This window comes from Allosediminivita pacifica, from assembly GCF_003054175.1.
GTDB lineage: Bacteria > Pseudomonadota > Alphaproteobacteria > Rhodobacterales > Rhodobacteraceae > Allosediminivita > Allosediminivita pacifica.
Genome location: NZ_QBKN01000015.1, coordinates 1 through 13004 on the forward strand (window position 1 = coordinate 1; position 13004 = coordinate 13004).

Annotated in this window: 15 protein-coding genes; 3 read left to right on the forward strand and 12 right to left on the reverse strand. The window is 68.6% G+C overall.

Annotated elements, in window-relative coordinates:
• Positions 1 to 93 (reverse strand): GTP-binding protein (locus C8N44_RS12565; RefSeq protein ID WP_227446961.1); only part of this gene is annotated, 93 nt, incomplete at its 3' end.
• Between the two features lie 158 nt (positions 94 to 251).
• Entirely contained in the window at positions 252 to 881 is a 630-nt protein-coding gene (locus tag C8N44_RS12570) for a hypothetical protein (RefSeq protein ID WP_107977067.1), read from the reverse strand.
• Between the two features lie 102 nt (positions 882 to 983).
• On the opposite strand from C8N44_RS12570, the gene C8N44_RS12575 reads away from it, so the two are divergent.
• The 3 genes from C8N44_RS12575 (at position 984) to C8N44_RS12585 (ending at position 3064) form a co-directional block, all read left to right on the forward strand.
• Positions 984 to 2348 carry a cytochrome P450 gene (locus tag C8N44_RS12575; RefSeq protein WP_107977068.1) on the forward strand — a complete coding sequence of 455 codons (1365 nt, stop codon included), beginning with the start codon at positions 984 to 986 and terminating at the stop codon, positions 2346 to 2348.
• A 147-nt stretch (positions 2349 to 2495) separates the two neighbouring features.
• Complete coding sequence (locus C8N44_RS12580; protein WP_107977070.1) at positions 2496 to 2864, forward strand: hypothetical protein; 369 nt, start codon at positions 2496 to 2498, stop codon at positions 2862 to 2864.
• Positions 2861 to 3064: a helix-turn-helix transcriptional regulator gene (locus tag C8N44_RS12585; RefSeq protein ID WP_107977072.1), complete on the forward strand. Its 204-nt coding sequence runs from the start codon at positions 2861 to 2863 to the stop codon at positions 3062 to 3064. Before C8N44_RS12580 ends, C8N44_RS12585 begins: the two co-directional genes overlap by 4 nt.
• Positions 3065 to 3073: 9 nt before the next feature.
• Here C8N44_RS12585 and C8N44_RS12590 read toward each other — a convergent pair whose 3' ends face one another.
• The 10 genes from C8N44_RS12590 to C8N44_RS12635 all read right to left on the reverse strand — a co-directional run bounded on the left by C8N44_RS12590 (position 3074) and on the right by C8N44_RS12635 (position 12933).
• On the reverse strand, positions 3074 to 3520 hold the full coding sequence (locus C8N44_RS12590; RefSeq protein WP_244641077.1) for a MarR family winged helix-turn-helix transcriptional regulator: 447 nt from the start codon (positions 3518 to 3520) through the stop codon (positions 3074 to 3076).
• 70 nt (positions 3521 to 3590) lie between these two features.
• Positions 3591 to 4292 (reverse strand): ABC transporter ATP-binding protein, encoded by a 702-nt coding sequence (locus tag C8N44_RS12595; protein WP_107977076.1) that lies wholly within the window; start codon positions 4290 to 4292, stop codon positions 3591 to 3593.
• On the reverse strand, positions 4285 to 5058 hold the full coding sequence (locus C8N44_RS12600; RefSeq protein WP_107977078.1) for an ABC transporter ATP-binding protein: 774 nt from the start codon (positions 5056 to 5058) through the stop codon (positions 4285 to 4287). The genes C8N44_RS12595 and C8N44_RS12600 overlap by 8 nt, the downstream gene beginning before the upstream one ends.
• Positions 5055 to 6917, reverse strand: coding sequence for an ABC transporter permease (locus tag C8N44_RS12605; RefSeq protein ID WP_107977080.1), 1863 nt, complete (start codon positions 6915 to 6917; stop codon positions 5055 to 5057). Before C8N44_RS12605 ends, C8N44_RS12600 begins: the two co-directional genes overlap by 4 nt.
• A gap of 166 nt (positions 6918 to 7083) precedes the next feature.
• Positions 7084 to 8292: an ABC transporter substrate-binding protein gene (locus C8N44_RS12610; RefSeq protein ID WP_107977082.1), complete on the reverse strand. Its 1209-nt coding sequence runs from the start codon at positions 8290 to 8292 to the stop codon at positions 7084 to 7086.
• Between the two features lie 62 nt (positions 8293 to 8354).
• Positions 8355 to 9428: an aromatic ring-hydroxylating dioxygenase subunit alpha gene (locus tag C8N44_RS12615; protein WP_107977084.1), complete on the reverse strand. Its 1074-nt coding sequence runs from the start codon at positions 9426 to 9428 to the stop codon at positions 8355 to 8357.
• 26 nt (positions 9429 to 9454) lie between these two features.
• Positions 9455 to 10033: an amino acid synthesis family protein gene (locus C8N44_RS12620; RefSeq protein ID WP_107977086.1), complete on the reverse strand. Its 579-nt coding sequence runs from the start codon at positions 10031 to 10033 to the stop codon at positions 9455 to 9457.
• Complete coding sequence (locus tag C8N44_RS12625; RefSeq protein WP_107977088.1) at positions 10030 to 10614, reverse strand: amino acid synthesis family protein; 585 nt, start codon at positions 10612 to 10614, stop codon at positions 10030 to 10032. The genes C8N44_RS12620 and C8N44_RS12625 overlap by 4 nt, the downstream gene beginning before the upstream one ends.
• Positions 10607 to 11491, reverse strand: coding sequence for a UPF0280 family protein (locus tag C8N44_RS12630; protein ID WP_107977090.1), 885 nt, complete (start codon positions 11489 to 11491; stop codon positions 10607 to 10609). Before C8N44_RS12630 ends, C8N44_RS12625 begins: the two co-directional genes overlap by 8 nt.
• Positions 11488 to 12933, reverse strand: coding sequence for a 6-hydroxynicotinate reductase (locus C8N44_RS12635; protein WP_244641079.1), 1446 nt, complete (start codon positions 12931 to 12933; stop codon positions 11488 to 11490). The genes C8N44_RS12630 and C8N44_RS12635 overlap by 4 nt, the downstream gene beginning before the upstream one ends.
• Positions 12934 to 13004: the final 71 nt, after the last annotated feature.

The following is a 13004-nucleotide window of genomic DNA, read 5'->3' on the forward strand; positions in this document are numbered from 1 at the left end:
CGCCGCCGTCAGCGTCGTCTTGCCGTGGTCGACGTGACCGATCGTGCCGATGTTGCAGTGCGGCTTGCCGCGCTCAAACTTTTCCTTTGCCATCTTTCCAGACGCCTCGTCAGTTGTCATGGGTCGGAGCCGACCCGGTTCCACATCGCGCGCCGTTTATTGACTCGGGCGCGGAAAATCAAGCCGGGTTTGCGGCGTGGGAACGCCCCCGGGCCCAGAGGTCACAGGGGCTTGAGCGCCCGTCACCGGGGCTACTGGACGGCGGCCGCGGGCGCGGCAAGATCCGCGTCCGAAAGCACGGTTCCGCCGGTGGTCTCGGGCGCCTCGGGGGGCGGTGCGGTGCCCTGGGCCGTCGTGGCGGTGGTCGTGGCGTTGCCGGTGAACCAGCCCTCTGTGCGCATCTGGGTGCGCAGCCATGTTTCGATGTTCCGGGCGGCCTGTTCGGCCATGATCTGCACCCGCTCCTCGCGCGTGCTGGCCATGCGTGCCTCGATCACCTGGATCACCGTGATGACCTTGGTTTCCTGGTTCAACTTGGCCTGCGCGGCGTCGTCCCAGACGGTCACGCGAAGCGCGAGCGCGGACTTGCCGGGCACGATCGGCTGCGGCACCGAGTATTCCTCGACGCTGATGCCCATGTGGTAGTAGCGGCTGCCTTCGAAGCGGGAAAAGCGGGTCTCGACCGCCTCGTCGACGGCGGCGATCCATTCCTCTGGCGTCACGTCGTAGGAGACGAGCCGCTTGGTGAGGTTGGGGGCGACGACTTCGCTGAAGCCGAGGCGGAAATCGCCCAAGGGTTCGACGGGCTCCTTCAGGTCCTCGGTCGGGGCCGCACAGGCGGCGAGGGCGAGAAGGCTCAGGATCAGGGCGGCGCGGCGCATGGAACGCTCCTTGGTCGGGTCCGGGCAGGCTTATCGGAGCGGGGCCCGGCTTGCAATTGCCCCGGCCCCTGCCGCAGCTATCTTCTGTGGAAAGGGGGAGACATGACCCGACACGAGCCGATCCGACAGCCCGTTCCCGTGCGCGTCCCGCTGGTGACGAAACCCATGGGCCTCTGGGCCAGCCTTCAGGCCTCGCGCCGCAACGTGCTGTCGATCATTCCCGATCTCGCCACGCGGCAGCCCATGGTCTCGGGCAAGACCGGTGTGCGCTGGCACATGGTCATGGACCCCGAGGCCAACCGCCGGGTGCTGCGCGAGAACATCGGCAACTATCCCAAGTCGCTGGTGACCAAAAACCTGCTGCGCCCGGCCATCGGCGAGTCGATGTTCATCGCCGAGGGCGCGGAATGGCGCTGGCAGCGTCGCACGGCGGCGCCGGTCTTTTCGCACCGCAACATGATGGCGCTGGCACCGGTCATGGCAGGTGCTGCGCGGCGGTCGGTGGAGCGGATCGCGGCGGCCGAGGGGGCGCCGGTGGATTTCCTGGCCGAGATGGTGACGACGACCTTCGACGTGATCTCGGACGTGACGTTTTCGGGTGGCGAGGGCTTCGAGCGTGACGCGGTGCACGCGGCGATCGACGCCTATATCGGGGCGGCGGGCAAGATCTCGCTTTTCGACATACTTGGCCTGCCCGACTGGGTGCCGCGCCCGCGCCGCAGCTTTGCCGCGGGCGGTGTCGGCGACATGAAGGCCATGGCCGACGAGGTGATCGAGGCGCGCCGCGAGAGGGGCGAGGGCGAGGTGGCGGACCTGCTGGACCTTTTGCGCGAGGGCGAGGACCCGCAGAGCGGTCGCAAGATGACGACGTCCGAGCTCCGCGACAACCTGCTGACCTTCATCGTGGCGGGGCACGAGACCACGGCGCTGACGCTCGCGTGGTCGCTCTACCTGCTGGCCTTCGATCCCGATGTGCAGGAAGAGGTGTGCGCCGAGGTGGACGCCGTGGTGAGCGGCGACGCCGCCACGGGCGAGGACGTGGCCGCGCTGCCGGCCGTGCGCCGCGTGGTGGACGAGGCGCTGCGGCTCTATCCGCCCGCCGGCATGGTGTCGCGCACTGCGCTGGGGCCGGACGAGCTCTGCGGGCGCGAGATCCGCAAGGGCGATACGGTCATCCTGCCGATCTACGCGTTGCACCGGCACCGGCTGCTCTGGGACGACCCCGACGCCTTCCGCCCCGACCGCTGGGAGGGCGAGAAGCCCGAGCGCTACGCCTACCTGCCCTTCGGCGACGGCCCCAGGGTCTGCATCGGGGCGTCCTTCGCCACGCAGGAGGCGGTGATGATCCTCGCCACGATGCTGAAGAATTTCCGGTTCGGGGCCATGCCGGGGCGGGTGCCTGAGCCGGTGATGATCCTGACGCTGCGGCCCGAAGGCGGTGTCTGGCTGCGTGCCGAACGGCGGTAGTCGCCCCCTCCCTAACCTCCCCTGTCAGGGGGAGGGGGCCTGTTGCGCGAGGTGCGGGTGGGGCGCTTGATAACGAAATGTAAAGCGTGCTTGACTGCGTGGCGCCCCTTGCGTATGTAAAGTATGTTTTACATTGCGGGGGATGTCATGCGCGGATTTCTTTACCTGATGCTCGGGTTGGCCGCCTACGGGGCTTTGCTGGTGCTGTCGCAGACTGTTCTGTCAGACGGGGTCGAAGGCCAGGCAGCGCGGCTGCTGCTGGCGCTTCTGCCGATGCTCCCCGCGCTCTTCATCTGCTGGGTCGTGGTCCGCAGCATCCGGCAACTCGACGAGTTGCAGCGCCGGGTTCAGCTCGAGGCGCTGGCAGTGGCCTTTGCGGGCACCGCGCTCATCACCTTCGGTTACGGGTTTCTCGAGGGGGTGGGCCTGCCGCGGCTGTCGATGTTCCTGGTCTGGCCGGTCATGGCCTCGTTCTGGTTCGTTGGCGTCATGGTCGGGCGGTTCCGCTTCCGATGAGGAACCGCATCCACGAACTGCGCAGGCAGGGGGGCTGGTCGCAGGCCGATCTCGCCACGCGGCTGAAGGTGTCGCGGCAGACGGTCAATGCGCTTGAACGGGGGCGTTACGATCCGAGCCTGCCGCTGGCCTTCGCGATCGCGCGGCTGTTCGGCCTGACCATCGAGGAGGTCTTCCAGCCCGAGGAAGACGAGGCGTGAGGGCTTGCGTCAGCTGATCTTGGTCAGCAGCTTCAGCAGCGTCTCGCGTTCCTTTTCCCGCAGGGGGGCGAGGGTTTCCTCGGTCACGCGGATGGCGGCCTCGACGGCCTCGTCGATGACGGCCACGCCCTCGGGGGTGAGCGAGACGAGGTGGCGGCGGCGGTCCTGCGGGTCGCGGCGGGTCTGCAGGAGGCCGCGCGCGATCAGCCGGTCGACCACGCCCTTGGTGGTGGCGCCGTCCATGGCGACGGAACGCCCGAGGTGGTTCTGCGACATGGGCCCGTCCTCGGCCAGGCGGTTCATCACCGAGAACTGCGTGGTGGTCAGGTTGCCGGGCACCATCGACAGGAAGAGCGTGGAATTGCGCTGGTAGGCGCGGCGCAGCAGAAAGCCGATCTGGTCGTCGAGCACGTAGCCGTGGTCGGCGCTGGTGCGGGGCCTGACGTCGCTGGTCACGGGGGCGTCCTCCGGATGGGTGGGCGCCTGCGTAGTTGGGCAGGCCGCGCGGGGCAAGCCCGGCGTGGCGTCAGACCGAGAGGTAGGCATCCCGGATCTCCGGCTGGGCCTCGAGCTCGGCGAAGCTGCCGTCGAACTTCTTCTCGCCGCCCTCGATGATGATGGCGCGGTCGGCCACGGCGCGGGCGAAATGCAGGTTCTGCTCCGAGATCATGACGGTCAGCCCCTCGGCCTTGAGCGTCTTGATGGTCTCGGCCATTTGCTCGACGATCACGGGGGCGATGCCCTCGGAGGGTTCGTCGAGCAGCAGGAGCAGCGGGTTGCCCATGAGAGTGCGGGCGATGGTGAGCATCTGCTGTTCGCCGCCCGACATGTGCTTGCCGCGGTTGGTGCGGCGTTCCTTGAGGTTCGGGAAGATGTCGAAGAGCTGCTCGATCGTCCAGTCGGGCGCGCCCTTGCGGGCGGGCTGGCGGCCCACCTCGAGGTTCTCCATCACCGTGAGGTCGGTGAAGATGCGGCGGTCCTCGGGGACGTAGCCGATGCCGGATTTCGCCACGCGGTAGGAGGGCTCGCCCACGAGGTCGGCGCCCTGGAACATGACGCGGCCCTGCCGGGGGCGGACCAGCTGCATGACCGATTTCATGGTGGTGGACTTGCCCGCGCCGTTGCGGCCCAGGAGGGCCACGACCTCGCCACGGCGGACCTCGAAGCTGAGCCCGTCGAGGATATGGGCCTTGCCGTAGTAGCTGTGCACGGCCTCGACGCTAAGCATGGGCGTCCTCCTCCTTGAAGAGCGTTCCGCCGCCCAGGTAGACCTCCTGGACCTGCGGGTTGTTGCGCACCTCGGTGACGCTGCCGTCGGCGATGAGCTCGCCCCGGTTCAGCACCATGATGTGATGCGCGTGGGCGAAGACCACGTCCATGTCGTGCTCGGTAAACAGGACCGAGACGCCCTGGTCCTTCACGATGTCGGCGACGAGCTGCATGAGCTCGATCCGGGCGCTGGGCGCCATGCCGGCGGTGGGTTCGTCCATGAGCAGCAGGCGCGGCCGGTGGGTGAGCGCGATGGCGAGTTCCAGCCGCTTGAGGTCGCCGTAGGCCAGCACCGAGCAGGGGCGGTCGGCCTGATCGGCCATGGCGACGGTGTCGAGGAACTCGAAGGCCTCGTCCCGGTAGAGCTTCCACGCGCGGGGCATCATGGAGAAGAGCTTGCGGTGGTGGCTCATGAGGGCCATCTGCACGTTCTCGATCACCGTCATGCTCTGGTAGGTGCCGGTGATCTGGAAGGTGCGGCCGACGCCCTTGCGCCAGACATCGCGGGTCTTGCGGCCGGTGATGTTCTCGCCGTCGAGAAAGACCTCGCCCTCGGTGGGGCGGTGCTGGCCGGTGAGCATGTTGAAGCAGGTGGACTTGCCGGCGCCGTTGGGACCGATCAGGGCCTTGAGCTCGCCCTTGGCGACGCCGAAGGACACGCCGTTGACCGCGACGAAGCCGTCGTAGCTTTTCTTCAGGTTCTCGACCCTCAGGATCTCGCTCATTTCGCGACCTCCTCGTCGCCGGTGCCGCGGTACCGCGCCCAGGCGCTGCGGATGGAGCCGACGATGCCCTCGGGGGCGATGATGACGACGGCGATGATGACGAGGCCGAGCAGCAGGCGCCAGTATTCGAGCCGGGTGAGCCAGTCCTCGACCACGGTCATGAAGCCCGCGCCGACCACGCCGCCGGCGAGCGTCTTCACGCCGCCGAGGAAGACCACGATGAGCGCGTCGAAGCTGGCCGCGATTTCCAGCTCGGTGGGGAAGACCGAGCCCTTGGAGAAGACGAACATGCCGCCTGCGAGGCCCGCCATGACGCCCGCGAGGGCGAAGGCGGCGAACTGGATGCGCTTGACGTCGATGCCCATGGCCTCGGCCTGGCGGGGGCTGTCGCGGCCCGCGCGCAGGGCATAGCCGAAGGGCGCGTGGATCACGTGGCGCAGGAAGAGGATGCCGCCGACGCCGAGGATGAGGGTGAAGTAGTAGTAGGGCACGGTGCCGCTGAGCCAGTCGGTGGGCCAGATGCTGATGAGCCCGTCATCGCCGCGCGTGACCGCGCGCCACTGGTAGGCGAGCGACCAGACGAGTTGGCTGAAGGCGAGCGTCAGCATGGCGAAGTAGACGCCGGTGAGGCGGATGCAGAACCAGCCGATGCCGAGGGCCAGTAGGCCCGCGGCGAGCGGCGCGAAGAGGAAGGCGATCTCCATCGGTGTGTCGAAGTGGTAGACCAGCAGCGCCGCCGCGTAGGCGCCGCCGCCGAAGAAGGCGGCGTGGCCGAAGCTGACGAGGCCCCCGGTGCCGAGGATGAAGTGCAGCGAGGCCGCGAAGAGGGCGAAGACGATCATATCGATGGTCAGGATCAGCAGGAACTGGTCCGCCACCAGCGGCAGCAGCGCCATGAGCACCAGCAGCCCCGCGATGACCGCCTGCCCGAGGCGGCCGTAGGGGCGGATGGGTGTCTCCGGCGCGCCGACCTGCCCGTGTTCGCCGGCCACTTCCTCGCGACCCAGAAGGCCGTAGGGCCGGATGATGAGCACCACCGCCATGACCACGAACATCAGGACCAGCGTGGAGGAGGGCAGGTAGGTCACGCCCAGCACGTTCAGCACCGAGATCAGGACGGCGGCGATGAAGGCGCCGGGCAGGCTGCCCATTCCGCCGATTACCACGATCACGAAGATCGTGCCGATGATGTTGAAGTCCATGAGCAGATCCGCCCCGCCCTTGGGCAGTTGCAGCGCGCCGCCCCAGCCGGCGAGCGCCGAGCCGAGCGCGAAGACGCCGGTGAAGAGCCAGGCCTGGTTCACGCCGAGCGCGCCGACCATCTCGCGGTCCTGTGTGGCGGCACGGACCAGCACGCCAAGCCGCGTGCGGGTGATGAGATACCAGAGGCCAAAGAGGATGAAGGGCGTCATGGCGATCAGCACGATGTCGTACTTCGGGACCGGTTCGCCGAAGATCCGCCAGATGCCGCGCAGGCCGGGGGCGCGGGGGCCCAGCCGGTCCTCGGCGCCCCAGATCATCAGGGTGAGGTCCTGGATCACGAGGATCACGCCGAAGGTCGCGACAAGCTGGAACAGCTCGGGCGCGCGGTAGATCGGGCGGAGGACGACGATTTCCACGATGGCGCCGATCAGCCCAACGGCAAGACCGGTGAGCAGGATCGAGCCCCAGAAGCCGAAATGCCCCGGCAGAACCTCCATCAGGGTGACGCCGATGAAGGCTCCCAGCATGTAGAAGGAGCCGTGGGCGAAGTTCACGATGCGGGTGACGCCGAAGATCAGCGACAGGCCCGACGCCACGAGGAAAAGCGACGAGGCGTTGGCGAGGCCGGTCAGCAACTGGGCAAAGAAGAAGGCCATGGCGTGTGGGGTCCTTGGGCAGTGTCGGCACCCGTCTGGTCACCCGGCGGGAGGGTGTCGGGCGCGGACCGCGCGGGCGGCCCGGCGCGCCCCTGCGGGCGAAACGGTGCGGGAATTCGGGTGCCCGGCGGGGACAAAGGGACGAGCCCCCGCCGGACGGCGTCCGTCAGTCTGCCGGGCGCATTTCCATGATTTCCTCGTCGGAGGGCATGTAGCCGTCGGGGGTCTTGTATTCCCAGTCGACCATGACGCCCGCGCCGTCTTCGAGCGCGAGGGTGCCGACATAGGCGCCCATCGTCGACTGGTTGTCGATCTCGCGGTAGGACAGCGTGCCGATGGGCGTGTCGGGGATTTCCAGCCCTTCGAAGGCCTCGATCAGGGCCTCGGTCTCGGTCGAGCCCGCTTCCTCGATGGCGGCGGCGATGGAATAGGCGGTGAGGTAGCCCACCAGCGAACCGATTTTGGGCGTTTCGCCGGAGTAGTCCATGTAGGCGTCGACGAAGGCCTTTTCGGGGGTGCCGTCCTCGAAGCCGTACCAGGGGTAGCCGGTCACGAACCAGCCCTCGGGGGCCTCGTCGCCCAGCGGGTCGAGGTATTCGGGTTCACCGGTGAGCAGGCCGTAGACGTCGCGCCCGTCAAAAAGGCCGCGGTCGCCGCCCTCGCGCACGAGGCGTGCCAGGTCGGTGCCGAAGGTCACGTTGAAGATCGCGTCGGGCTTGGAGCGTTCGATGGCCTGCACCTCGGCGCCGGCATCGATGTTGAAGAGCGCGGGCCACTGTTCGGCCACGAACTCCACGTCGGGCTTCAGCCGGGTGAGGTTTTCCTTGAAGGCGGCCACGGCGTCCTGCCCGTAGGCGTAGTTGGGCGCGATGGTAGCGTATTTCACCGCGTCGGTCTTGGCGGCCTCTTCCGCCAGCATGGCGGCCTGGATCCAGGTCGAGGCGCGCAGGCGGAAGGTGTTGGGGTTGCCCGAGCCCCAGACGAGGCTGTCGGCCAGCGGTTCGGCGGCGAGGTAGAGGTAATCCTTTTCCGCCGCGAAGGACGAGAGCGCCAGCCCGACGTTTGACAGGATCGAGCCGGTCAGCATGACCGCGCCTTCGCGGGTCATCAGTTCCTCGGCGATGCGGATCGCCTCGGCCGGGTCGCCCTGGTCGTCGCGGAAGACGAACTCGAGCTCGGTATCCAGAACGCCGCCGTCGGCGTTGATCTCTTCCAGCGCCAGCTCGATGCCCTTGCGGTAGGGCTCGGCGAAGGCGGCCATGCGCTTGTAGTGGTTGATCTCGCCGACCTTGATGGTGTCCTGCGCCGAGGCGGCGACGGGGGCGATCGCCAGCGCCGATGCGGCGGCCAGGATCATGCGTCTCGTCAGTGTCATGTCGCGTGTCTCTCCTGTTGGGCGGCGGTAGGGTTCCGCCGGAAGGCCGGTCTTGATGCCGGTCAGTCGTGGTAGACGAAGGCCGGCGAGGGGTCGCTTGCCAGGTCTTCCGTTCTCTCTTTCTCGAGAAGTTCGTTGATCCGCTTCCGATAGACAAGCGGACCCTTGTCGATTGCGATGCGGATGGGCCGCCGCTTGGCGGGGCGGTTTTCCTCGGCCTGCACGGCTTCGAGGATCTCCTTGTCCTCCTGGAAGGCGGTGCGGAACATCTTGTCCATGGTTTCCTCGGCCTGCGGGTCGTCGAGCGCGGTGTTGCGGACGTGCATCCAGCGGTCGATGGAATAGGTCTCGGTCACGGGGGTGATGAAATGCAGGGCGAAGATGCGCACCCCCTTGTCGCGTTCGTCCTCTCCGATGGCGGCCTCGGCCGGCGCTGAGCCGAAGTCGATCATGGCGGTGCAGGGGGTGTAGAGATAGTAGTAATGCCAGCGGTCCACGTTGCCGTCGAAATCGCCGAAGTTCTTGAAGAAGCCGATGGGTTCGGCGTCGCGGATCCAGCGCCATGCGACGATGGCCTCGCCCTCGGTCTGGACGTGGACGGGCACGTTCTCCGAGGCCGCGTTGCCGAGCGTCGTGGGGTGGACGAAGCTGACGTGGGCCGGGTCGACGAGGTTCTCGGCCACGTTGAGGTAGTTGCTTTGCACGTGCAGGGCATCGCCGTGGTGGACGGCCCAGTTGGGGTCGGTGAACTGCGGCATGTCGAAGATCGTGGAGGGATCGGCCGTTTCGGGATCGCCCATCCAGATCCAGACGATGCCGTGGCGTTCCTCGATGGCGTAGCTGGTGACGTAGGCGGACCTGGGCAGGTTGGTCTGGCCGGGCACGCGGGTGCACATGCCGGTGGTGCCGTCGAAGGTCAGCCCGTGGTAGCCGCATTGCACCGTGTCGCCGATGCGCTTGCCCTTGGACAGCGGCAGGTGCCGGTGCGGGCAGCGGTCCTCGAGGGCGGCCACGCTGCCGTCGGACTTGCGGAACATGACGATGTGTTCGTCGAGGATGGTGAAGCGTCGGAGTTGATCGTCGATCTCGGTGGACCAGGCGGCGACATACCAGGCGTTCTTGACGAAAATCGACATGTTCAGTCCTCCTTCGGGTGAGCTTCCTAGCGCAGACCGTCCGCGCCGGTGACGTCCTCGTGGGCAAGGCCCCCCACGCGGGGATTGGGGCGGCCCGTGCGTTGCAGGGCCACGGCGATCAGGATTTCGTCCCGCCGGGGGGCGTCGGGCAGCTGGATTCGCATCCCGTCGAAGTGCGAGCGCACGTAGGCCGCGTCCTTGTGGCCGAGCGGCACGTCGAGCACCGTGCCCGGCCCGCCCATGGCCTTGGACGAGGGTACCAGCGCCTTGCCGCCGCCGATCACCGCGCGCAGCGGCGCGCCGAGTTTCGGGTGCAGCAGGGCAGCTGCGTGTTCCAGCTCGCCGTCCTCGCCCACGAGCGCGGCCTTGCCGTAGCCCTGCACGTCCCCGGCCGTGCCTCCGAGGGCGATCAGGGCCTCCTCGCACAGCATCCCGCCCAGCGTGGCGCCGGTCTCCATCAGCTCGGTCAGGTCCTCGGCGTAGCGCCCGGCAAAGGGGTTGGCGATCACCGCCGCCGCCAGCGCGCGCCGCGCGGGGGGCGAGACGGGCTGGCCCATCTCGGTCCGCGTGATCTCGGAGAGCGTGATGATGCGCCGGATCTTCACCGCAAGCCGTCCTCGCCCTTCACGTCCTTTGCCTCGAGCCCGCCAACGCGGGCATGGATGCGCCCGCCGGTGGTCATCACGAGCACCAGCAGGATCTCGTCAGCCTTGGGCGCGTCGGGCAGGCCCACCTCCATCGCGTCGAAATGCGAGCGCACGTAGGAGGCGTTGGTGTGGGTGATCGGCACGTCGAGCCGAGTGCCGGGGGCGCCGAGCTTCTTGGTCGAGGGCACGATGGCCATGCTCTCGGCGATCTTGGCGCGCATGGCGTAGCCGCCGGGCACGTGCCAGAGCGCGCCGTGCTCGACCTCGCCATTGGTGCCGACGATGGCGCCCTTGCCGTAGCCCTCGATCAGGGCCGCGTCGCCGCCGAGCGCGTCGATCAGGTCCTGCGCCATCTGCGCGCCGAGCGGCTTGAGGTCTTCCATGAAGCCCTCGATCTCCTCGACGTAGCGACCGGCGAAGGGGTTGGCGATCACCGTCATGGCGGCGGCGCGGCGCAGGGGTTTCTCGGGGGCGGGGCCGCCTTCGTGGAAGACGGTTTCGGTGAGGATCGCGCTCTTGCGGATCTGCGGCTCAGGCATGGAGAAGCTCCGTCGTGTCGTCCTGGGGCAGGGCGGGGGCAAGGCCCCGGCCCGTGATGCGGCGTTCGCCCTGGCAGGCGAGGCAGGCCCCGGCGATGAGGCCGCGGGCAAGGAAGTCCTGCGCGATGGCCGCGCCGCGGTCCAGCGCATGGGCGCGCGCGGCGGGCGACAGCGTCGCCACGCCCACGGTCACCGGGCGGTCGCCGAGGTCGCTGTCGGGGGCTATTTCGCAGGCGGGTTCGCGGGTGACGGCGGGGTGGCCGGGCAGGTCCACGGCATTGGCGATGAGCGTGGCGGCCACATCGGCCTGCGCCGCGCTGCGCGCCAGCACGGTGACCGCGTCGGCGATGCCCAGCGAATGCGAGCGCCCGCGCCAGCCCGAGGTCGCGACACCGCCCACGCCGTCGCCTGCGCCAATTTTCGCCCGTGCGCCGGGATCGCCCGCGACGGGGTTCTCGCAAACGGCCAGGGTATAGGGCGCTTGGGAGGTCCAGAGCGCGATGTCGCCCCCGTTGTTGGCATGGGCGCGGGTGAGGCCGTGGTCGCCTGTCAGCATGGCGGCGAGAACGTGGTCGGCCACGGCCCCCGCGACGGCGGCCATGGGCGTGACGAAGGCCGGCGCAAAGCGGCGCGTGGCGCGCAGCATGGTGCGTGCCACGTCGCCCTCGGGATCGGGGCCACTGGCCGCGCGCAGGCGGGGCAGCTCGGCGGCGAGCGCGGGCAGGATCGGCTCGAAGGTCTCGTGCGCGCGGCGGAAGGCGGCGCGCACGGCCGTGTCCGGGCCGTCGGCGCCCAGGATCAGGTCGATGGGACCGTGCACCAGCCGCAACCGCCCGTCGGGCAGGGCGTGGGCGGTGGGGCGCTCGGTCCAGCTCATTTTGCCTGCGCCTTGTCGCGGGGCAGGGGCCATGGCGCGCCGTCCTTGCGCCATTCGGCGCGTTGTCCGGACAGCCGGTGGTCGTTCTGCCGCCCGCGCGCGCCCTTCAGCGCCTCGCCGATGGGCATGACGTAGTCCATGTGGCCGCCCAGCGCGGCATAATCGGCGGCACTCATGGTGAATTCGATTGGGGCGACGAGCGCCGGGGTGGGCACGTAGCCGAAGGCGTGTTTCGGCATCTGCGTGACATCGGCCATGAAGGTGATGCCGCCGCCCGGCCAGGTGAAGACCGGCGCGCCGCCCACGGTCACGCGGGTCAGCCGCGATTGCACCGAGCGCGTCAGGGACACGGGGTTCTCGGTCACGCCCGAGCGCAGGCTGCCGCCTGCGCCCGCCATGAACAGGACCGAGGCCAAGGAGGGTTCGCAGTTCTCCTCGATCCGCGCGACCGAGGGTTTCAGCCTGTCGGGCATCTCGTGCTGCACGGGGATCAGATCGTCGTTCAGCTCGTAGTAGGCGGCGTTCTCGCCCGTGGTCGAGACCATGAGCAGCGACAGGCCGGGGCGGGCGCCCTTGGCCTCTTGCCATGTGTCGAGGATGGTCAGAGGGTCGGTGAGGTCCGTGCCGCCCCAGCCGGTGCCGGGTTCGGCCACCTGGAAATAGCGCCCCGGGGTCGAGCGGCGGCCCTTGATGCGGATGCCGGTGGGGTCCCAGCCGATGACCTTGCCCGCCTGGTGTTCGGACATGACGCCTGTGATGTGGTCGTCGACCACAACCACCTCGTCGACAAGCCCCTTCCACTGCGCGGCGAACATGCCCACGGTGGCCGAGCCGCAGCCCACGCGCATGCGTTCCTCGCGCAAACCGTTCACCACGGGCGCCTGCCCGGCGGTGATCTCGAGCTCGGCGCCCTTGTCGATGGTCAGCTCCACGTTCTCGCCGTTGCAGAGCGCCAGCAGCGCGTTGCAGGTGGCGCGGCCTTCCTTCTTGGAGCCGCCGGTGAGGTGGTTCACGCCGCCGAGGCTGAGCATCTGGCTGCCGTATTCGGAGGTGGTGACATGGCCGATCACCTCGCCCTCGGCGCGGACGGGGGCGCATTCGGAGCCGAGGTGCCGGTCGGTGTCGAGCTTCACCTTGGCGCCGCAGTAGCTGAAGATGCCCTCTGTCACGACGGTTATCATGTCGGCGTCGGCCACCTTGGAGGCGACGATGAAGGGCGCGGGCTTGTAGTCCGGGTAGGTCGTGCCCGAGCCCACGGCGGTGATGAAGGTTTCGTCCCCCGAGACGATGTCGCCGTCCCATTCGCGGTCTAGGAAGGGCACGACCGGCGCGCCCTCGTCGCGGTTCTGCAGGATGGTCAGCGGGTCGAGGCGGACAAGCTCTCCGCCCTCGTTGGCGTAACGGTCACAGGCGCCGGAGCGGCCTTCGGCGATGTAGCACATCACCGGACAGGCATCGCAGCGGATCTTCTCCGGCTTGTCGTCCTTGGCGCGTTTCGTCGGTGTCTCGCTCA

Excerpts from the sequence above, each read along its gene's own strand:
- C8N44_RS12575 (WP_107977068.1), top strand. The coding sequence starts at position 984 with ATGACCCGACACGAGCCGATCCGACAGCCCGTTCCCGTGCGCGTCCCG.
- C8N44_RS12610 (WP_107977082.1), bottom strand. The coding sequence starts at position 8,292 with ATGACACTGACGAGACGCATGATCCTGGCCGCCGCATCGGCGCTGGCG.
- C8N44_RS12625 (WP_107977088.1), bottom strand. The coding sequence starts at position 10,614 with ATGCCTGAGCCGCAGATCCGCAAGAGCGCGATCCTCACCGAAACCGTC.
- C8N44_RS12585 (WP_107977072.1), top strand. The coding sequence starts at position 2,861 with ATGAGGAACCGCATCCACGAACTGCGCAGGCAGGGGGGCTGGTCGCAG.
- C8N44_RS12630 (WP_107977090.1), bottom strand. The coding sequence starts at position 11,491 with ATGAGCTGGACCGAGCGCCCCACCGCCCACGCCCTGCCCGACGGGCGG.
- C8N44_RS12605 (WP_107977080.1), bottom strand. The coding sequence starts at position 6,917 with ATGGCCTTCTTCTTTGCCCAGTTGCTGACCGGCCTCGCCAACGCCTCG.
- C8N44_RS12635 (WP_244641079.1), bottom strand. The coding sequence starts at position 12,933 with ATGTGCTACATCGCCGAAGGCCGCTCCGGCGCCTGTGACCGTTACGCC.
- C8N44_RS12600 (WP_107977078.1), bottom strand. The coding sequence starts at position 5,058 with ATGAGCGAGATCCTGAGGGTCGAGAACCTGAAGAAAAGCTACGACGGC.
- C8N44_RS12615 (WP_107977084.1), bottom strand. The coding sequence starts at position 9,428 with ATGTCGATTTTCGTCAAGAACGCCTGGTATGTCGCCGCCTGGTCCACC.
- C8N44_RS12570 (WP_107977067.1), bottom strand. The coding sequence starts at position 881 with ATGCGCCGCGCCGCCCTGATCCTGAGCCTTCTCGCCCTCGCCGCCTGT.
- C8N44_RS12595 (WP_107977076.1), bottom strand. The coding sequence starts at position 4,292 with ATGCTTAGCGTCGAGGCCGTGCACAGCTACTACGGCAAGGCCCATATC.
- C8N44_RS12580 (WP_107977070.1), top strand. The coding sequence starts at position 2,496 with ATGCGCGGATTTCTTTACCTGATGCTCGGGTTGGCCGCCTACGGGGCT.